The following is a 19,643-nucleotide window of genomic DNA, read 5'->3' as shown; positions in this document are numbered from 1 at the left end:
CGGCGGCGGGGAGCACGCGGCCGGCGCGGACCTGCCCGCCCCGGCCCCCGGCGGGCAGAGCGCCACCCCGGCCCCGGTCCCGCAGAAGCCCCAGGTCGTGCTGATCGGCGACGGCTCCACCTCGGACACCGGCGCCCAGCCCCGCCAGCCCGTCCCCGAGCAGCTCCAGCCCGGCCAGCGGCCCCCGCAGTTCGTGGTCTTCTCCTGGGACGGCGCCGGCGAGCTCGACAACGGCCTGTTCGCCCGCTTCCGCCGGCTGGCCCAGGAGCACAACGCCTCGATGACCTTCTTCCTCAGCGGCCTCTACCTGCTGCCGGAGTCCAAGAAGGACCTGTACCGCCCCCCGCAGCACAAGGTCGGCGCCTCCGAGATCGGCTACCTGAGCGACCAGCACATCCACGACACCCTGGAGAACGTGCACGCCGCCTGGCTGGAGGGCCACGAGATCGGCACCCACTTCAACGGCCACTTCTGCGGCTCCACCGGCGTCGGCAAGTGGTCCCCGGAGGAGTGGGACAGCGAGATCCAGCAGGCAATGGACTTCGTGACGAACTGGCGCACCAACACCGGCTTCACCGACCTGCCCGCCCTGCCCTTCGACTACCGCAAGGAGCTGATCGGCAGCCGCACCCCGTGCCTGGAGGGCCAGCGCAACCTGCTGCCCACCGCCGTCAAGCGCGGCTGGCGCTACGACAGCAGTGGCAACGGCACCCAGGTGTGGCCGCAGAAGATCCAGGGCGGCGCACTGTGGGACCTCCCGCTGCAGTCCATCCCCTTCCCCGGGCACACCTTCCAGGTGCTGTCGATGGACTACAACATCATGTTCAACCAGTGCGGCCCCAACACCAAGGCCGATCCGGCGCTCTACCCGGGCTTCCAGGCCCAGGCCCGGGACTCCTACCTGATGGGCTTCGACCGCACCTACAACAGCAACCGGGCGCCGTACGTCATCGGCAACCACTTCGAGGAGTGGAACGGCGGCATCTACATGAACGCCGTCGAGGACGTGCTCAAGTCGATCGCGGGCAAGCCGGAGGTCCGGCTGGTCTCCTTCCGCCAGCTGGTGGACTGGCTGGACGCCCAGGACCCGGCGGTGCTGCGCAAGCTGCAGGGCCTCGGCCCGGGCCAGTCCCCGGCCGGCGGCTGGGAGAGCTTCCTCGGCACCCCGGCGGCGCCGCCGGCCCCCTCCCCGACCGCCACGGCCGCCGCCGGCTGACCTCAGCCCCTGGTACGGACCCGGCCGGACAGCAGCGCCCCCAGCGCCGCCACCGCGGCCATCACCAGCAGGATCACCGCGAAGGCGCCGGGCGAGCCGTCAGCCCCGGCGACCTCGTGGGCGGCGGCCAGTGAGCCGCCGCCCAGCGCCGCGAACAGCACCCCCGCCAGACCGGTCAGCAGCACGTTGCCCAGCGCGTCGCTCATCTGCAGCGCGGCCGAGTTGGCCCCGGCGTCCTCCGGCGCGGAGAGCTTCATCATCAGCACGCTGACGCTCGCGACCGTCAGCCCCATCCCGATGCCGCCGACGCCCCAGGCCACCGACGCCGCCCAGGCCGGCACCGCCGGGACCAGCACCAGCGCGACGCCCGCGATCGCCACCGCGGTCAGCACGAAGCCGCCCCGGATCATCGCCTCGCGGTAGCGCTCGGCCCCGGGCCGCCCCTGCAGCCAGGAGCCCAGCGCCCAGGTGAGCCCGCCGCTGGTCAGGGTGAGCCCGGACAGGGTCGGCGAGAGGTCCCGCTGGGTGGTCATCATCAGCGGGACGAAGGCCTCGGCGCCGAGGAACGCACCGGCCGCCAGGCCGCGCAGCAGGATCACCGTCGGCAGCCCGCGCCCGGCCCGCAGGGTCCGCTTCGGCAGCAGCCCCAGCACAGCCGGCACCAGCAGCGCCGCCCCGGCGATACCGGGGAGCAGCCCGACCAGGTCGCGCCGCTGGCCCGCGTACTGCAGCAGGCCGGCGCCGACCGCCGCCATGGCGGCCAGCAGGGTGCGGCGGCGGTCGAACCCGGCTCCCTTGAGCACCGGGTGGTCCCGCTCGGAGCGGGCCAGCGCCGGGCCCATCACCACCAGCGGCAGCAGGATCAGCACCGGCACCGCGAGGAAGACCCAGCGCCAGCCGAGGTGCTGGGTGACCGCCCCGGACACCAGCGGTCCGACGATGGAGGGCAGCACCCAGGCCGAGGAGAAGGCGGCGAACACCGCCGGCCGCAGCCGCTCCGGGTAGGCCCGGCCGACCACCACGTACAGCGCGACGATCACCAGCCCGCCGCCCAGCCCCTGGACGGCCCGCCCGGCCACGAACACCCACATGCCGGGCGCCGTCCCGGCCAGCACCAGGCCCACACCGAACACCGCGATGCCGGTGAACAGCGGCCGCAGCGGGCCGCGCCGGTCGCACCACTGGCCGGAGACGACCAGGGCGAACAGCGTGGTGGTGAAGTAGCCGGAGAAGGCGAAGGCGTACAGCCCGAGGCCGTTCAGCTGCCGGGCCGCGGTCGGCATCGCGGTGTTGACGGCGGTCGCCTCGAAGGCGATCACCAGGACCACCGACACGATCCCGAGCGTCAGAGCGCGGTAGCGGCCGCTCATGACTCCGCCGCCGGGGTCGGTTCCGGAGGGTATCGAGGGGGAGTCGACCGAGGTGGGGGAGGCAGTGGTCATACGTGACATCGTAAGAGCCGTCCGCCTCCGTGACTCCTGACCGCGGTCCCTGACCGGGTCCGTCGCCGGCCCTGGGCCCACGGCTTCAGTGCAGCACCTTGAGCCCCACCACGCCGGAGACGATCAGCAGCAGGCAGCCGATCCGGGCCATGGTCGCCGCGTCCCCCAGGACGGCCATGCCGTAGAGCGCGGTGCCGACCGCGCCGATGCCGACCCAGACCGCGTAGCCGGTGCCGATCGGGATGGTGCGCATCGCGTACGCCAGTCCGCCCATGCTGAACAGCAGCGCGACGCCGAAGACGAGGCTGGGAACGAGGCGGGAGAAACCCTTGGACGATTCCAGGGCCACCGCCCAGACGGTCTCCAGGAGACCCGAGACGATCAGAACGAGCCAAGCCATGACGGCCGTACCTCCGCAGTCCACAGCGGCCGGATTGCCGCTGAACTGCGTCGTCTTGTCGTCACCGGGTACGACGCTCTCGTCCGGGGTGGCGGGAATACAGCCACCGACTCCGACGGTAGCACACATTGCCACACAGAATTTACAGAAGTTCGTTGACCTCATTCCGGGGATCGGCCATCCTGAATTCACTGGCCGTGTGCCCGAGTGGTTCAGGGAACCGTCTGCAAAGCGGTGTACGCGGGTTCAATTCCCGCCACGGCCTCGGAAACGGGAATTGCCGGTCGACTCGAAAGTCGACCGGCAATTCCGCATTCCCCGTTCCGTCTTCCCGTTCCGCTTTCCCGCCCGCGCCCCGCTCAGGCGGTGACGGCGTCCTCCGGGCGGATCGGCAGCCGGCCGACGGGCAGGCCGGTGGCGGCCCGGACGGCGGCGGCGACGGCCGAGGGGGCGACCACCGCGGGCACGGCGCTGACCGCCTTGGCGCCGAAGGTGGCGACCACGTCCCGCTCCTCCAGCAGCGCGGCGATCCGCACCTCCGGGGTGTCCAGCGAGGTGGGCAGCCGGTAGCCGGTGAGCGAGGGGTTGCCCAGCAGCCCGTCCTCCGTGCGCAGGTCCTCCATCAGCGCCAGGCCCACGCCCTGGGCCACGCCCGCCTCGATCCGGTCCTCGATCTGGCGCGGGTTCAGCGCCCGGCCGACGTCCTGGGCGACGGTCATCTCGACCACCCGGACGGCCCCCAGCTCGATGTCCACGTCCACCACCGCGCGCATCGCGCAGAAGGAGATGGAGACGAAGGCGTCGCCGTGCCCGGACTCGTCCAGCGGCTCGGTCGGGTGCGGACGGCACTGCGCGGTGGCCCAGAGCTCCTTGCCCTCCAGCGCCTCGGCGACCGGCATCCCGAGCACCCCGTCGTAGGAGGTGATCTTGCCGTCGGCGATCTGCAGCAGCTCCACCGACATCCCGAAGTTGGCCGCGATCGGCTGCAGCAGCTGGTGGCGGACCATCAGCGCGGCCCGCTCGACCGCCCCGCCGGAGACCCAGGTGTGCCGGCCCCGCGCGGACGGCCCGGCGATCGACTGGTCGCTGTCGGCCGGCGCGATGTAGACCTCGCTGACGCCCAGTACGGTCTGCACGATCTGCCGGGCCAGCGTGGCGAAGCCCTGCCCGGCGTCGACGGCCGCGCAGATCACCGTGGCGTGGTCGCCGCTGACCCGCACGGTGGCGGTGGACACCTCGTCATCGCCCTCGGCGCCCAGCATGTGCACCATGCCGACGGCGTAGCCGATGCCGCGGCGCACCGCGGACGGGTCCCCGGCGCCGCCGGGCCCGCCGGGCAGCAGCCACTCGGCGTCCGGGTCGTCCACCGGCAGGGCCGGCAGCGGCTCCGCCGCCACCGCGTCCAGCAGCGCCCGCACCGGCGCCGGGCAGGTGACGGCCTGTCCGGTGGGCAGCGGGTCGCCGGTGGACATCGCGTTGCGGCGGCGGATCTCCACCGGGTCCACGCCCACCCGGGCGGCCAGCTGGTCCAGCTGCGACTCGTACGCGAAGCAGGCCTGCAGCGCGCCCTCGCCGCGCATCCGCCCGGCCGGCGGGTTGTTGGTGCGCACCGCCCAGGCGTCCACGAACACGTTGGGGCAGACGTACGGGCCGACCGAGAAGGCCGTCGCGGCGGCCAGCGCCTCGGCGGAGACGTCCGCGTAGGCGCCGCCGTCCAGCAGGATCTGCGCCTCCACCTTCACCAGGGTGCCGTCGGCGTCGGCGTGGTGGCGGTAGCGCAGCAGCGCGGGGTGGCGCGAGGTGTGGGTGTGGAAGGACTCCTCGCGGGTGAGGGTCATCTTGACCGGGCGGCCGGTGCGCAGCGCCAGCAGCGCCAGGGTGACCTGGAAGGAGATGTCCTCGCGGTCGGTGGTGGCGCCGGGCACGCCGGTGACGACCAGTCGGACCCGGTCGGGCTCCAGGCCCAGGCAGGCGGCGGTGCGTTCGCGGTCGCCGTGCGGGTCGGTGGAGGACAGGTGCAGCTCCACGCCGCCGTCCGGGCGCGGCACGGCCAGCCCGGCCTCGGCGCCGAGCGGGGCCGGGTCCTGCCGGCCGACCTGGTAGAGGCCCTCGACGATGATCTCGCCGGCCGCGTCCGGGTCCCCCGTGCGCAGCGGCAGGTGGCGGAACAGGTTGCCGTCCGGGTGCAGCGCCGGCGCGGTGAAGGCCTGCTCGGGGTCGGTGACCGCCTCCAGCGGCTCGTAGTCGACCGCGATCAGGCCGACGGCCAGCCGGGCGGTGTCCGGGTGGTCGGCGGCGACCGCGGCGACCGGCTCGCCGTGGTGGCGCACCACGCCGGCGGCCAGCACCGGGCGGTCGGCGACGATCGGGCCGGCCGGGGCGCCGTCCGGGGTGCCGTCCGGGCCGGGCGGCAGGTCGGCGGCGGTGACGACGGCGTGCACCCCGGGCAGGGCGAGTGCGGCCGAGGTGTCGATGCCGCGGATCCGGGCGTGCGGGTGCGGCGAGCGCAGCACCGCGCCCCACAGCAGCCCCTCGGCCCACAGGTCGGCCGCGTACGGGTAGATCCCGAGCGCCTTGGGCAGCGCGTCGCTGCGCAGCGGGGAACTGCCCAGGCCGAACGGCTCCGGTACGGCGCCGCCCTCGCCGCCGTCCTGCTGGAGTGCTGCGCCGATGTCGGTAGGCGACGTCATGATGCGTGGTCGTCCTCGGAGAGCCGGATGCCGTGGGCGGGGGTGGCGCCGTAGGGGACGCCGGTGGTCGGGACGCCGGCCTCGGCCGGGGTGCCGTGCGGGTCCGTGTACGGGGTGCCGTGCGGGGGCGTGCCGTCGTGGACGGCGCCGGGCAGCGGGGTGCCGTGCGCGGGGGTGGGCTCGTAGACCGGGGCGTCGTAGCCGGTGTCGTAGCCGTGGTGCTGCTGGTGGCCGTCCGGGTAGCCGGCCGGCACGTAGGTGCCGTGCGCGGGGGTGGCCTGGTACGGCTGCTCGGGGTAGCCCTGCGGCGGGTAGTACACCTGGTCGCCGGTGGCCTGGGCGGGGATGCCGGGCTGCATCGCCGTCAGGGCGGAGGTGTCGTACACGCCGGTGTCGTAGCCGCCGTCGCCGTACGGCTGCTCGGCCGGGGCGGGGGCCGGAGCGGGTGCCTGGACGGGTGCGGCCGCGGCCTCGGCGGGCGGCTGGGGGACGTGCTCGATCCAGGCCTCGTCGGAGTAGACCGGCGGCTCGACGGCGGCGGGCTGCCGCTCGGCCGGGGAGGCCTGGTCGGCCGGTGCCCCGGCCTCGGCGGCCGGTTCGGCGGCGGCCGCGGCGGCGCCCTCCGCCTCCTCGGCCTCCAGCGCGCGGGCGTCCGCGACGGTCTGGACGGCGGCCAGCACGCCGCGGTAGCCGGTGCAGCGGCACAGGTTGCCGCACAGCGCCTGCCGGGCCTCGACCTCGGTGGGCCGGTGGTTGCGCTGAAGCAGGTCGTGCACGGCCATCGCCATGCCGGGGGTGCAGTAGCCGCACTGCACGGCGCCGGAGGCGGCCAGCGCCTGCTGGACGTCGCTCGCGCCGCCGGCGGCGGACAGGCCCTCGACGGTGTTGATCTCGCTGTCGGCGGCCAGTGCGGCGGGCACCAGGCAGCCGGCCACCAGCTGGCCGTCCACCTGTACCGAGCAGGCGCCGCACTCGCCCTGCTCGCAGCCGTCCTTGGCGCCGGCCAGGCCGAGCCGCTCGCGCAGGACGTAGAGCAGGCTCTCGCCGATCCAGGCGTCGGTGACGGGCCGTTCGGAACCGTTGACCCGCAGCGTGTAGGAGGCGCACGGGCGCAGCTCCCGGCTGACCTGGGGGGTGAGGCCGAGCGGCTCGGCGTCGAGGGTCTCGATGGGGTCTGTGGTCACTTCAGCGCCCTTCCCAGTGCCCGTCGGGCCAGCACCGATACGGTACGCCGTAGCCGAACGGCGGCCGCGGTCGGCCCCTCGGTCACGGCCTCCCAGGCGCCCTCGGCGCCGTAGTTGTCGGGGACGCAGGCGGCGGCGACGTACTCGCCGAAGGCGGCGCCCGCGGCCGGGTCGATCTCCCGGCTGCCGTCCCAGTCGATGCAGCCGGCCACCCAGGCCTCGGCCTCCAGCGGGCGCAGCGGGACAGGGGCGACGGCTCCGACGGCGCAGCGCACGGCGCGCCGGGCCGGGTCGAGAACGAGGGCGACGGAGGCGGTGGCGCGGGCCGGGCCGCTGCGGCCGGTGGCCTTGAGGAAGACCTGCGGCGCGTGCAGCAGCGGGACGCGCACCCAGGTGAGCAGTTCGCCCGGGCGCACCGGGTCGAGGCCGGTGAGCAGGTGACTGACCGGCACCTCGCGGCTGGCGCCGGCCCGGGCGAGGGTGACGCTGGCCTCCAGGGCGGCGAGCACCGGGAGGGTGTCGCCGGCCGGGGCGGCGGTGACGATGTTGCCGCCGAGGGTGCCGACGTTGCGGACCTGCGGCGGGCCGGCGGTGCGGGCGGCGTCGGCGAGGGCGGGGATGAGCGCGGCGAAGTCGGGGCGGTCCATCCGGGCGTGGGTGAGTCCGGCGCCGAGGACGGCGGTGCCGCCGTCCTCGTAGCGCCAGCCGCGCAGTTCGGTGATCCGGCCGAGGCCGACCAGGGCGGCGGGGCGCAGCCGTCCGGCGTTGACGGCTTCCATGAGGTCGGTGGCGCCGGCCACCGGTACCGCGGCCGGGGCGGCGGCCAGCGCGTCGACGGCCTCGTCGAGCGAGGCCGGCAGCATGATCGTCCGGTTCACCTGGGTCCCACCGTGCTCCACTTGCTCATCGATCGTCTGCCGCCCGCGGCCGTGGCCGCACTGTCCGCGTCAGCAGCCCGGCCTGGCCGTAGGGTACGGGCGATCGGGCCGGGTTGGGCAACTCTGGCACACAATGCTCGATGATCATTTCGGGGCCGGTGAACGGGACTGCCCGTTTGGGACGGATACCGGGCGGTATCTGCCCCGACCCGAACGGGCCGGGGTCAGATGTTCATCTCTTCTTGACGTCAGATGACCGTCCATAAGTTCCCGACGGACACATCAGCACACCGGCGGCACCGGCTAGCGCACCGGCGGCGGCCCCTCGATCGGCCGCCCCACCACGCCGGGCCGGCGCTGCCAGGGGTGCGGGCCGTCGACGGGGCGGTACTCGACGCCCAGTGCGTCCAGCACCTCCAGGTGGGCGCGCAGCCGCCGCTCGAAGCCCGGGTAGTCCCGCTCGGCCGGCCGGGCGGGCAGCTCGGACCAGGCGACCTCGGCGAAGGCGACCAGCCGGGGGAAGGCCCGGTAGTCGATGTCCCGGGCGCTGTCCATGAACTCGCTCCACAGGTTGGCCTGGGTGCCGATGACGTGCCGGGCGGCGGCCTCGTCCAACTGCTCCGGGACGGGCTCGAAGCGGTAGACGTCCTCCAGCGTGCGCACGAAGCCGACCGGGATCGGCTCGTCCGGCCCGTCCGCCTGCCGGTGGTCGAAGTAGACGTGCTGCTCGGGGCACATCACCACGTCGTGCCCGGCCTTCGCGGCGGCGATCCCGCCGCCGAAGCCGCGCCAGGAGGAGACGGCCGCACGGGACCGCCCCCACGCCGCCGGGCGCTCGGCACCCGACACCGGCGCTCCTGCCTCCGGCGCCCCCTGTGGCGCGGTGGCGATGGCCAGCCCGCCCTCCAGGATCTCGTCCCAGCCGATCAGCCGGCGCCCGCGCTCGGCCAGCCAGCGGTCGAAGTGCCGGATGAGGTGGCTCTGCAGCTCGTCCTCGTTGGCCAGGCCGAGCTCGCGGATCCGGGCCTGGGCGGCGGCGCTGTCCTTCCACTGCTCCTTGGGGCACTCGTCGCCGCCGAGGTGGACGAACTCGGACGGGAACACCTCCAGGACCTCCTCCAGCACCCCCTCGAAGAACCGCAGGGTCTCCTCGGAGGCGTTGAGCACGTGGTGGCTCACCCCCCAGTCCGTCCAGACGCCGAGCGCGGCGGTGTCCACCACGTCGGTGTTGCCCAGCTCGGGGTAGGCGGCGACGGCGGCCTGGGTGTGGCCGGGCAGGTCGACCTCCGGGACGACGGTGATCCCGCGCGCGGCCGCGTAGGCGACGATCTCGCGCAGGTCGTCCTGGGTGTAGTAGCCGCCGTGCGGGCGGTCGTCCCGGCGCTGCCCGGCCCGGTAGCCGACCATCGAGCGCTCCCGCCAGGCGCCGCGCCCGGTCAGCCGCGGGTAGCGCTTGATCTCGATCCGCCAGCCCTGGTCGTCGGTCAGGTGCAGGTGGAGCACGTTGAGCTTGTGCGCGGCCAGCAGGTCGACGAAGCGCAGCACGTCGGACTTGGGCAGGAAGTGCCGGGCGACGTCCAGCAGCGCGCCGCGCCAGCCGAACCGGGGCGCGTCGGCGATGTCCGCGCCGGGCAGCACCCAGGCCTCCCGGCGCAGCGGGGAGCGCCGGTACGCGTCGGGCCCGAGCAGCTGCCGCAGGGTCTGGGCCGCCCACAGCGCGCCGGCCGGGCCGCCCGCGGTGAGCAGGGCGTGGCCGGGGCGCACCGTGATCCGGTACGCCTCGGCGGCCAGGGTGTCGTCCAGGACCAGCTCGATGCCGGCGCCCGGGCGGCCCGGGGCGAGCGGCAGTCCGGTGGCGGCGGACAGCGTGCCGCGCAGCCACCGCTCGGCGTCGGCCAGCCCGGGCGGCGCGGTCAGCGTGGTGGTGGCGTCGAGCGGGAAGTCCTCGCCCGGGCGCCGGACGGCACTCGAAGGTGCGGGAATGAGGTCCATTCCGACATCCTGCCCAGGCCCGGAACGATTGGCATAGACCACTGCGGAATCGCGGTGCTATGCAAAACGGTGTTCCGCGGACGGCGCCGGACTACTTGTTGTTGTTGTCCCCGTCGCCACCCTGCGGCTTGCCGATGCCGTCGTAGATCTCCTTGCACATCGGGCAGACCGGGTACTTCTTCGGGTCGCGACCGGGCACCCACACCTTGCCGCACAGCGCCACGACCGGGGACCCGGAGAGCGCGCTCTCCATGATCTTGTCCTTCTGGACGTAGTGCGCGAAGCGCTCGTGGTCGCCGTCGCCGTGGGACACCTGGGGGACGGGCTCGACCAGGGTGCCGGTGCCGAGGCCGCGCTCGGGCTCAAGAGTGCTCATAGGTGCCAAGTCTATGGGCGCCCCCGGAAACCGGGCCAGTGTCATGCGACGCCCCCGGGCCCGGGGGCGGCCGCTCAGTTCATCGTCGGGTCGTCCGGGTAGGTCGCCAGCAGGGCCAGCGGGCCGCGCTGGCGGCGCAGCACCGAGCGCCACAGCCGCTCCGGATCGGGGCTGGAGACGTCCCCGGGCTCGCAGTCCACCAGGTACCAGGCGCCGCTCTCCAGCTCGCTCTCCAGCTGGCCCGGCGACCAGCCGGCGTACCCGGCGAAGATCCGCAGGCTGCCCAGCTCCCCGGCCAGCACCTCGGGCGGCGCCTCCAGGTCCACCAGGCCGATCGCGCCGTGCACCCGCCGCCAGCCGAGCGGCTGGCCGGTGCCCGGCTCCCCCGGCGCGACCGCCAGGCCGAGCGCCGAGTCCAGCGCCACCGGCCCGCCCTGGAACACCACCGCGGGCTGCCCGACGAGTCCGCCCCAGCCGTCCAGGACGCTGCCCACCTCGACCGGTGTGGGCCGGTTGAGCACCACGCCGAGCGCCCCCTCGACGTCGTGGTCGAGGAGCAGCACCACCGCCCGGGCGAAATTCGGGTCGGTGAGCATGGGCGTCGCGACGAGCAGACGGCCGGTGTGGGACCGGCCTCCGTGCGAATGGGCCGCCGTCATGCCACACATGATCCCGCAGAACGGCACCGGTCGGACACCGCAACACCCGAAACCACGCCACGCCGGACGAACACCCGTACGGCCGTACCGGCGGGCGGGAGCCGGGCCGGAGAGAGCACCATCACGGGAGAGGCTCACGGGAACCATCGGCACGCCCACTACCATCTACGGATGGTGGACGCCCCTCTACGGTGCCGACTCGGATTCTCCGGGGGCCCGAACGCGCCCGTACGCCCGTACCACCGGTCCACCTGCGGCTCCGTACCGGAGCCGTTCCCATTCCTCTGGCACCCCGGATTGCGAGAACGATGACCGACGACGTCCTGCTGGTCCACGGCGGAAACCCCCTCGAAGGCGAGATCCGCGTCCGCGGAGCGAAGAACCTGGTCCCCAAGGCCATGGTCGCCGCGCTCCTCGGCCAGGGCCCCAGCAGACTGCGCAACGTCCCGGACATCCGCGACGTCAAGGTGGTCCGCGGCCTGCTTCAGCTGCACGGTGTGACCGTGCGCACCGGCGACGAGGACGGCGAGCTGATCCTCGACCCCTCGCACGTCGAGAGCGCCAATGTCGCCGACATCGACGCCCACGCCGGCTCCTCGCGGATCCCGATCCTGTTCTGCGGCCCGCTACTGCACCGCCTCGGCCACGCCTTCATCCCCGGCCTGGGCGGCTGCGACATCGGCGGCCGCCCGGTCGACTTCCACTTCGAGGTGCTGCGCCAGTTCGGCGCCACCATCGAGAAGCACCCCCAGGGCACCTACCTGGTCGCCCCGCAGCGGCTGCGCGGCACCAAGATCGAGCTGCCCTACCCCTCGGTCGGCGCGACCGAGCAGGTGCTGCTCACCGCCGTCCTCGCCGAGGGCGTCACCGAGCTGCGCAACGCGGCCATCGAGCCGGAGATCGTCGACCTGATCTGCGTGCTGCAGAAGATGGGCGCGATCATCACCCTGGGCACCGACCGCACCATCCTGATCACCGGTGTGGACGAGCTGAACGGCTACACCCACCGCGCCCTGTCGGACCGCCTGGAGGCCGCCTCCTGGGCCTGCGCGGCGCTCGCCACCAAGGGCGACATCTACGTCCGCGGCGCCCGCCAGCTGGAGATGATGACCTTCCTCAACACCTTCCGGAAGGTCGGCGGCGCCTTCGAGGTGGACGACGAGGGCATCCGCTTCTGGCACCCGGGCGGCGAGCTCAAGGCGATCGCCCTGGAGACGGACGTCCACCCGGGCTTCCAGACCGACTGGCAGCAGCCGCTGGTGGTCGCGCTGACCCAGGCCACCGGGCTGTCCATCGTGCACGAGACGGTGTACGAGTCGCGGCTGGGCTTCACCGGCGCGCTCAACCAGATGGGGGCGCACATCCAGCTCTACCGCGAGTGCCTGGGCGCCACCCCGTGCCGCTTCGGCGCGCGCAACTTCCTGCACTCCGCGGTCGTCTCCGGCCCGTCCAAGCTGATGGGCGCGGAGCTGGTCATCCCCGACCTGCGCGGCGGCTTCTCGTACCTGATCGCGGCGCTGGCGGCCGAGGGCACCTCGACCGTGCACGGCATCGACCTGATCAACCGCGGCTACGAGAACTTCATGGCGAAGCTGCGGGACCTCGGCGCCCACGTCGAGCTGCCCAGCGAGCAGCTGGTCGACGCGTAACGAGCGCGCGCACGGCGAGAGGCCGGGCTCCCCGCGGGGAGCCCGGCCTCTCGGGCGTTCAAGGGGTGGTTCAGACGCCCTTGGCGGCTTCCTTCAGCTTGGAGCCGGCGCTCACCTTGGCGCTGTAGCCGGCCGCGATCTGGATCGGCTCGCCGGTCTGCGGGTTGCGGGCGGTACGAGCGGCACGGTGGGTGCGCTCGAAGGTCAGGAAACCGGGGATGGTGACCTTCTCGTCGCCCTTGGCGACGACCTCGCCGACGATCTCGGCGAAGGCGGCCAGAACGGCGTCGGCGTCCTTGCGGGTCACCTCGGCGCGCTCGGACAGCGCGGCCACCAGCTCACTGCGGTTCATGTGTACTCCTGTGGTCTGTTCGCTTGCGGTGTGCGGGGGCCCATCGGTGCTCCCACCGGGGGGCACCCGGATAGGCCGCAGGTCCGCACACTGTGCTCATGCAGGCATTGCGTGGTCGCAGGCCGGGTCCGTACCCGATGCCGCGCGCCGGAGCCGTCGAAGAGGCCCGCCGCCTGCCTGGGAACGAATCCTGCCCCGACCGGCCCCGAGAAAGCCAATCGGGCCCCGGCCGAGCCACCCGAATATCGCCCGCCCGTTGGAGGTGTGACGCTCCGTCGGCTCCGGCGGACCGGGCGCGGACGGCGGTCGGGACGACACGCCGGAAGACCAGGGGGACGTTCCGTACTTGTCGGACACGCCTGCCCCGTGCAGGGCTACCGTACGCCCTAGGCACGACAAGCCCAAACACGCCCCTCGCCCTTGTGTCGCAAGGGTTCGGGGCGGGATCGGGCGAGTATGGCCGCTAATCGGACATTTGACCGATCGGCGACACGTCGTCAGGGCGGACCGGCGCGGGCCCGGCGGCGGTCCTCAGAGCTTGATGGTCGGGAAGGCCGAAGTGTCGAGGGTGCCGACGATGCCGGGGGTCGGACGGGCCGGGGCGGGCGCCTGGGCGTCCGCCATGGCCGCCTCGCGCACCGCGGAGGCGACGGTCTTGGCGACGTCCTTGTGGAAGACGCTCGGGATGATGTAGTTGGCGTTCAGCTCGTCGTCGGCGACGGTGGTGGCCAGCGCGCGGGCGGCGGCGATCATCATCTCGGTGTTGACCGTGCGGCTCTGGGCGTCCAGCAGGCCGCGGAAGACACCCGGGAAGACCAACACGTTGTTGATCTGGTTCGGGAAGTCGCTACGGCCGGTGGCGACCACGGCGGCGGTCTGGCGGGCCACCGCCGGGTCGACCTCCGGGTCCGGGTTGGCCAGCGCGAAGACGATCGACCGGTCCGCCATGGTGGCCAGGTCGTCGCCGTCCAGGACGTTCGGGGCCGAGACCCCGATGAAGACGTCCGCGCCCGCCACGGCCTCCTTGAGGCTGCCGGTGCGGCCCGAGCGGTTGGTGTGCTCGGCGATCCAGCGCAGGCTCTCGTTGAGGTCCTCACGGCCCAGGTGGACCACACCGTGCACGTCGGCGACGGTGGCGTGCTCGACACCGGCGGCCAGCAGCAGCTTGAGGATCGCGGTGCCGGCGGCGCCGGCGCCCGACATCACCACACGGATGTCGCCGATCTCCTTGCCGACCACCTTCAGCGCGTTGGTGAGGGCGGCCAGCACCACGATCGCGGTGCCGTGCTGGTCGTCGTGGAAGACGGGGATGTCCAGGGCCTCGCGCAGCCGGGCCTCGATCTCGAAGCAGCGCGGCGCGGAGATGTCCTCCAGGTTGATGCCGGCGAAGCCCGGGGCGATCGCCTTGACGATGGCCACGATCTCGTCGGTGTCCTGGGTGTCCAGGCAGAGCGGCCAGGCGTCGATCCCGGCGAAGCGCTTGAACAGGGCCGCCTTGCCCTCCATGACGGGCAGCGCGGCGGCCGGGCCGATGTTGCCCAGGCCCAGCACCGCGGAGCCGTCGGTGACCACCGCGACGCTGTTGCGCTTGATGGTCAGGCGGCGGGCGTCCTCGGGGTTCTCGGCGATCGCCATGCAGACCCGCGCCACGCCCGGGGTGTAGATCATGCTCAGGTCGTCACGGTTGCGGATCGGCAGCTTCGAGGACATCTCGATCTTGCCGCCGAGGTGCATCAGGAAGGTGCGGTCCGAGACCTTGCCGATCGACACGCCGTCGATCGCCCGCAGCTTCTCGACGACCTCCTCGCCGTGCGCCACGGAGGAGGCCGCCACGGTCACGTCGATCCGCAGCGCCTCCAGGCCGGAGGCGGTGACGTCGAGACCGGTCACCGATCCGCCGGAGGACTCCACGGCCGTGGTGATCGCGCTGACCGCGTTGCCGCGGGCCGGGACCTCCAGTCGCACCGTGATCGAGTTGGAGACACTGGGCACCGTCGCCATCGACGCTTCCTTCTTCCGTCTGTCCCGCAGGCTCAACATTTTGTTGAAGGCATCGCCTGCGCATGCTAGACCTCGATCGTCGCACCTTCCAAGGGATTGCCAGAAATAACGTTCATTGAGTGTGCGGATCCGACAACCGGACCGGCTTGCCCACAGTCTCCGGCCGCACACTCCTTGCCTCTCCCGGCCGATGCGTTACATTGGACGGGACACCGGCTCGATCCAAGCCCCCGGGCCCAACCTTCGTCCCTTAGAGGGACCACTTGCCGCGAGGCGAGCATGGCGGGTCGGTGTCCTAAACGTCCGAAGGCCCCTCACCACCGGTGAGGGGCCTTCGTCGTGGGTGCGTCAGCCGTGCAGCAGCGCGGGCACGCCGGCCGCGTCCGGCAGGTCGTCAGGACCGGACAGCACGGTCAGCCGCTGGGTCGCCCGGGTCAGCGCCACGTACAGCACCCGCAGGCCGGCCTCCGACTCGCCGGCGATGCCGGTCGGGTCGGCGACCACCGTCGCGTCGTACTCCAGGCCCTTGGCCTCCAGACTGCCCAGCACCACCACGCGCTCGTCCAGGCCCTCGGCCCAGCCGGCCGCCTCGGCCCGGCGGTCCATCGGCACCACGATCGCCACGGTGCCGTCCACCTCGCCCAGCAGCCGCTCCAGCTCGGCCCGGGCGCCCCGGCCGAAGGCCTCCGGCGCGGGGTCGCCGACGGCCGCGAAGCGCGGCTCCACGCCGACGTGGCGCACCGCGCTCGGCGAGGGCGTGCCCGGCGCGGCCAGGGCCAGCACCTTGGCCGCGACCTCGGCGATCTCGGCCGGGTTGCGGTAGTTGACGGTCAGCGTGAAGCGGCGGCGCGGCTTGCCGGCCAGCACCTCGTCCAGCGCGGCCTGGGCCTCCTGGGGGAACGGCCAGGAGGACTGCGCCGGGTCGCCGACGATGGTCCAGGTGGCCATCCGGGACCGCCGGCCGATCATCCGCCACTGCATCGGGGTGAGGTCCTGGGCCTCGTCCACGATGACGTGGGCGTACTCCTTGCGCTCCACCGGCTGGCGCTCCCGCTGACGGGAGTTGCGGTCGGCGAAGGTGGTGACCTCCTCCAGGCCGCTCAGCAGGTCCACCGCGTCCACCTCGCGGACCTTCGGGCGGGCCGCCTCGCCGAGCAGCACCTGCAGCTCGTCCACCAGCGCCACGTCGTGCGCCGACAGCTCGCCCTCGCCCTGCGGGGACAGGTGCCGCCAGGAGGCCGCCAGCAGCCTCGCCTCGTCCGGGGTGACGGCGCCGCGGGCGATCCGGTTGGTGTGCCGGGTCTGCTTGAGCGTGCCGAGCACCCGGCGCGGGGTCAGCAGCGGCCACCAGGCGTCCAGGAAGTCCAGGAACGACGACTCGTCCGAGACGTAGTCGTCGAAGGACTCCTTCTCCTCCTGGCGCTGCTCCCGGGCGTAGTGGTCGGCGGGCCTGGGCAGGTGCCTGGTGGCCTCCTGCCACAGGGCGTCCAGCAGCAGCCGGCGGGCACGCGGGCGCAGCAGGTTCAGCGGGGTGCCGCCGGCGCCCACCACGTTGCCGCGGACGGCCCTCAGCCGGCCCGCGTCCAGCTTCAGCACCTCGCCGCGGGCGACCACCTTGAGCTCCTGCGGGGCGCCCAGCTCCAGCGCCGCCCGGGCGGCCCGGCGCAGCAACTGGACCATCCGGGCCGAGCCCTTGACCCTCGCCGCCTCCGGGCTGTCGTACGTGGCCGCCTCGACGCCGTCCACCAGCGAGCCGACCGCGCGGATCGCGACCTGGCCCTCCTCGCCGAGCGAGGGCAGCACGCCCTCGGTGTAGGAGACCAGCAGCGGGGTGGGCGAGACCACCAGGATGCCCCCGGCGTAGCGGCGGCGGTCCTGGTACAGCAGGTACGCGGCGCGGTGCAGGGCGACGGCCGTCTTGCCGGTGCCGGGGCCGCCGGTGACGAGCGTGGCCCCGGCCGCGGCGGCCCGGATCACCTCGTCCTGCTCCTTCTGGATGGAGGAGACGATGTCGCGCATCGAGTGGCTGCGGGCTCGGCCGAGCGAGGCCATCAGCGCGCCGTCGCCGACCACGGCCAGTTCCTCGCCGCCCAGGGTCGGGGTGAGGTCGGGACGCAGCAGATCGTCCTCGACGCCGATCACCTTGCGGCCCTTGGAGCGGATCACCCGGCGGCGGATCACCCGGCCGGGCTCGACCGGGGTGGCGCGGTAGAACGGCGCGGCGGCGGGGGCGCGCCAGTCGATCACCAGCGGGCCGTACTCGGCGTCCAGCACGCCGAGGCGGCCGATGTGGAGGGTCTCGGCGACGGCCGGGTCGGCCGGGTCCAGCGGGGTGTCGGAGGGAATGCCGTGTTCCTCCGGGGCGTCCGCCTGCTGGAGGTCGATCCGGCCGAAGAGGAAGTCCTCGAACTCGTTGTTGAGCCGCTGGAGGTGCGCGCCGGCCCGGTAGACCTGGGCGTCACGCTCGGCGAGGGCGCCGGGGGTGCCGACCTGCACCCGCTTGGCGGCGTCCTCGAGGATGTACTCGGCTTCGGCGAGCTTCTCCTCCAGCCGGTGGTAGACGGTGTCGAGGTGCTGCTGCTCACCGGCGATCTCGCGCTCGCGGACGGTCTCGTGATCGGTGGCGGGGGTGGTGTCCGTGTTGCTCTGCATGGCCTCGGGGGTTGCGACGGAATCCGGCTCCGGAAAACGAGCGGACGGATGATCCTACGCCGCGACCCCCCGCACGCGCTGCTCCGGAACGTACAAAATCGAAGGCCGCCCTCCGCATCAGCGGTGGACGGCCTTCGGTGTGAACATGGGGTGGTGGAGATGCCGGGAATCGAACCCGGGTCCAGTGGAGTTAATTCAGGGCTTCTCCGAGCGCAGTCCGCTGTGCTTTTCTCGGCCCTGGCGGTCACACGGACAAGCCGCCAACAGGCCCAGCTGCTGTTTGATTTCCCATCCACCCTCGCAGCCCGGGCGGACGGTTGAGTTCCCTAGATTATGCCAGGGTCCGGGTCGGGAACTCCCCGGTCTGACACCCAAGCGCTATCGGTGCTTATTAGGCAGCGAGAGCGAACTGCTGGGAATCGCGCTTAGAGTTGGCGATTATTTTTTTGCGACACGTGGTTAACGAGATCATTGCCGCGTTCCTCGGCTCGCTTCCCCTGTTTCAACATCCCCTGTCGAAACCGATCATCCCCATGTTTTTTTGAGAAACAGCTCGGACGATGACCGTCCGTGTTGCTTGCGCCATAGTACGCGAGGCGACGGTCGAGGGTCCAGCGGATTAACGCTGGCGCCGCCGGGCCGCCGCCACCGCGCGTGCCGTCTCGCGGGTGTCCTGCTTCTCCCGCAGCGTCTGGCGCTTGTCGTACAGCTTCTTGCCGACCGCCAGTGCGAGTTCGAGCTTGACCCGGCCGTCCTTGAAGTACAGGGACAGCGGCACCAGGGTGTGGCCCGCGTCGCGGACCGTGGTCTCGATCTTGCGGATCTCCAGCCTGTGCAGCAGCAGCTTGCGCTTGCGCCGGGCCGCGTGGTTGGTCCACGTCCCCTGGGTGTACTCGGGGATGAAGACGTTGTCGATCCACGCCTCGTGGTTCTGGATGTAGGCGTAGCCGTCGACCAGGTTGGCCCGCCCCTCCCGCAGTGACTTGACCTCGGTGCCGGTGAGTACGAGGCCGCACTCGTAGGTGTCGAGGATCGTGTACTCGTGCCGCGCCTTCTTGTTCTGCGCGATCAGCTTGTGTCCGGTTTCCTTTGCCATAGCGCCGTCATTCTCGCACTTCGACGCCCGGTCGGGCAGCTGCTTTAGGGGCGGGCGGCCGCGTCAGGACCGGGTGCCGATGCCGGCGAGCACCCGCAGGGCGAGCGCGTCGGCGTCCTCGCCGGCGCCGGCCGGGACGTCCGGGGTCAGGCCGGTGCCGTCCAGGGAGTGCCCGGCCGGGGTGTAGTAGCGGCCGACCGTCAGCTCCAGCACCGCGCCGTCGGCGAGCCTGCTGGGCTGCTGGACGGTGCCCTTGCCGAAGGTCCGCGAGCCCACCACGACGGCGCGGCTGCGGTCCTGGAGGGCCCCGGCGAGCAGTTCGGCGGCGCTCATCGTGCCGCCGTCCACCAGCACCACCAGCGGGGTGCGCCGGTCGCCGCCCGGCGGGGCCGTCAACTCCCTCTTCTCGCCGCGCTCCTGGTACGAGCCGACCGGGCCGCCGTCCAGGAAGCTCCCGGCGGTGCCGACCGCCTCGTCCAGCAACCCGCCGGAGTTGCCGCGCAGATCGAGCACCACGCCGGTGTGCGGGGCGCGCAGCGCGGCGCGCACCTGGTCGGCCACGCCGGTGGTGAAGGCCCGGACGGTGATCCGCAACACGCCCCGCTCCAGGTGCTCGGCGGTGACCTGCCGGCTGTCCAGCAGCACCCGTCGCAGCCGCAGTTCGCGCACCTCGCCCTCGCCGCGCCGCACGGCCAGGGTGACCTCGGAGCCGGCCCGGCGCTCGTCGCCCTGCCCGCGCAGCCGGGCGACCACCTCGGTGACCGGCAGCCGGTCGGCCTGGTCCCGGTCGATCCGCAGCAGCCGGTCGCCGGGGGCGATCCCGGCCTCGGCGGCCGGTCCGGCCGGGGTGACCTCGGAGACCTCGGTGACACCGTCCTCGCCGCGGCCGACCGACAGGCCGACACCGGGGTAGCGGCCGTCCAGGCCCTGGCTGAACTCGGCGTACTCCTGGGCGCTGTAGTACGCGCCCCAGCGGTCGCCGCCGGCCGCGAGCAGGTGCTCGGCCTGCTGCTCGGGCAGCGCGGCGCCGGCCGGGTCCGCCGGCGGCCCGGCGGC

14 protein-coding genes, 1 tRNA gene, 1 other RNA gene, 1 pseudogene and 1 riboswitch are annotated in these 19,643 nt (G+C 73.1%); of the genes and pseudogenes, 3 read left to right on the top strand and 14 right to left on the bottom strand.

Annotated elements, in window-relative coordinates; translation table 11 throughout:
* Window positions 1-1,216, top strand: a 1,216-nt coding sequence (locus BG452_RS11550; protein WP_411292937.1) for a hypothetical protein, incomplete at its 5' end; no start/stop codon positions are given.
* Window positions 1,217-1,218: 2 nt separating this feature from the next.
* Here BG452_RS11550 and BG452_RS11545 read toward each other — a convergent pair.
* Complete coding sequence (locus BG452_RS11545) at window positions 1,219-2,658, bottom strand: MFS transporter (RefSeq protein ID WP_188304153.1); 1,440 nt, start codon at window positions 2,656-2,658, stop codon at window positions 1,219-1,221.
* 85 nt (window positions 2,659-2,743) lie between these two features.
* On the bottom strand, window positions 2,744-3,058 hold the full coding sequence (locus tag BG452_RS11540; RefSeq protein ID WP_188304152.1) for a DMT family transporter: 315 nt from the start codon (window positions 3,056-3,058) through the stop codon (window positions 2,744-2,746).
* A 44-nt stretch (window positions 3,059-3,102) separates the two neighbouring features.
* A riboswitch (guanidine-III (ykkC-III) riboswitch) is annotated at window positions 3,103-3,168 on the bottom strand.
* Window positions 3,169-3,251: 83 nt separating this feature from the next.
* On the opposite strand from BG452_RS11540, the gene BG452_RS11535 reads away from it, so the two are divergent.
* A tRNA-Cys gene (locus tag BG452_RS11535) sits at window positions 3,252-3,323 on the top strand.
* Between the two features lie 94 nt (window positions 3,324-3,417).
* Here BG452_RS11535 and BG452_RS11530 read toward each other — a convergent pair.
* The 6 genes and pseudogenes from BG452_RS11530 to BG452_RS11510 all read right to left on the bottom strand — a co-directional run bounded on the left by BG452_RS11530 (window position 3,418) and on the right by BG452_RS11510 (window position 10,846).
* Entirely contained in the window at window positions 3,418-5,748 is a 2,331-nt protein-coding gene (locus BG452_RS11530; protein WP_188304151.1) for a xanthine dehydrogenase family protein molybdopterin-binding subunit, read from the bottom strand.
* 515 nt (window positions 5,749-6,263) lie between these two features.
* Window positions 6,264-6,860 (bottom strand): annotated as a pseudogene (locus BG452_RS45505) ((2Fe-2S)-binding protein); the annotation flags it as partial.
* Between the two features lie 68 nt (window positions 6,861-6,928).
* On the bottom strand, window positions 6,929-7,795 hold the full coding sequence (locus BG452_RS45500; RefSeq protein WP_223242080.1) for an FAD binding domain-containing protein: 867 nt from the start codon (window positions 7,793-7,795) through the stop codon (window positions 6,929-6,931).
* A 318-nt stretch (window positions 7,796-8,113) separates the two neighbouring features.
* Window positions 8,114-9,802 carry a beta-N-acetylhexosaminidase gene (locus tag BG452_RS11520; protein ID WP_188304150.1) on the bottom strand — a complete coding sequence of 563 codons (1,689 nt, stop codon included), beginning with the start codon at window positions 9,800-9,802 and terminating at the stop codon, window positions 8,114-8,116.
* A 91-nt stretch (window positions 9,803-9,893) separates the two neighbouring features.
* A complete protein-coding gene (locus tag BG452_RS11515) occupies window positions 9,894-10,178 on the bottom strand; it encodes a DUF3039 domain-containing protein (protein ID WP_188304149.1) in 285 nt (94 codons plus the stop codon).
* A 74-nt stretch (window positions 10,179-10,252) separates the two neighbouring features.
* Entirely contained in the window at window positions 10,253-10,846 is a 594-nt protein-coding gene (locus BG452_RS11510; protein WP_411292936.1) for a YqgE/AlgH family protein, read from the bottom strand.
* 299 nt (window positions 10,847-11,145) lie between these two features.
* On the opposite strand from BG452_RS11510, the gene murA reads away from it, so the two are divergent.
* Entirely contained in the window at window positions 11,146-12,486 is a 1,341-nt protein-coding gene (gene murA, locus BG452_RS11505) for a UDP-N-acetylglucosamine 1-carboxyvinyltransferase (protein WP_188304147.1), read from the top strand.
* A 70-nt stretch (window positions 12,487-12,556) separates the two neighbouring features.
* Here murA and BG452_RS11500 read toward each other — a convergent pair whose 3' ends face one another.
* From BG452_RS11500 to BG452_RS11475, 6 genes are all read right to left on the bottom strand, one after another.
* Window positions 12,557-12,838, bottom strand: coding sequence for an HU family DNA-binding protein (locus tag BG452_RS11500; RefSeq protein ID WP_188304146.1), 282 nt, complete (start codon window positions 12,836-12,838; stop codon window positions 12,557-12,559).
* Window positions 12,839-13,369: 531 nt separating this feature from the next.
* The gene (locus BG452_RS11495) at window positions 13,370-14,839 is read right to left on the bottom strand and encodes an NAD-dependent malic enzyme (protein WP_188304145.1); all 1,470 of its coding nucleotides are present in this window, start codon (window positions 14,837-14,839) and stop codon (window positions 13,370-13,372) included.
* A gap of 348 nt (window positions 14,840-15,187) precedes the next feature.
* Window positions 15,188-17,491 carry a HelD family protein gene (locus BG452_RS11490; RefSeq protein ID WP_188304144.1) on the bottom strand — a complete coding sequence of 768 codons (2,304 nt, stop codon included), beginning with the start codon at window positions 17,489-17,491 and terminating at the stop codon, window positions 15,188-15,190.
* A gap of 151 nt (window positions 17,492-17,642) precedes the next feature.
* Window positions 17,643-18,024: a transfer-messenger RNA gene (gene ssrA, locus BG452_RS11485) on the bottom strand.
* A gap of 86 nt (window positions 18,025-18,110) precedes the next feature.
* Window positions 18,111-18,587 carry an SsrA-binding protein SmpB gene (gene smpB / locus BG452_RS11480; protein WP_188304143.1) on the bottom strand — a complete coding sequence of 159 codons (477 nt, stop codon included), beginning with the start codon at window positions 18,585-18,587 and terminating at the stop codon, window positions 18,111-18,113.
* 63 nt (window positions 18,588-18,650) lie between these two features.
* Window positions 18,651-19,643 (bottom strand): S41 family peptidase (locus BG452_RS11475; protein ID WP_188304142.1); only part of this gene is annotated, 993 nt, incomplete at its 5' end.

This window comes from Streptomyces sp. CBMA123, assembly GCF_014596465.1.
Taxonomy (GTDB): Bacteria; Actinomycetota; Actinomycetes; order Streptomycetales; family Streptomycetaceae; genus Kitasatospora.
Note: the sequence above shows the minus strand (reverse complement) of the source record. Positions and strands in the feature narration are given on the sequence as shown.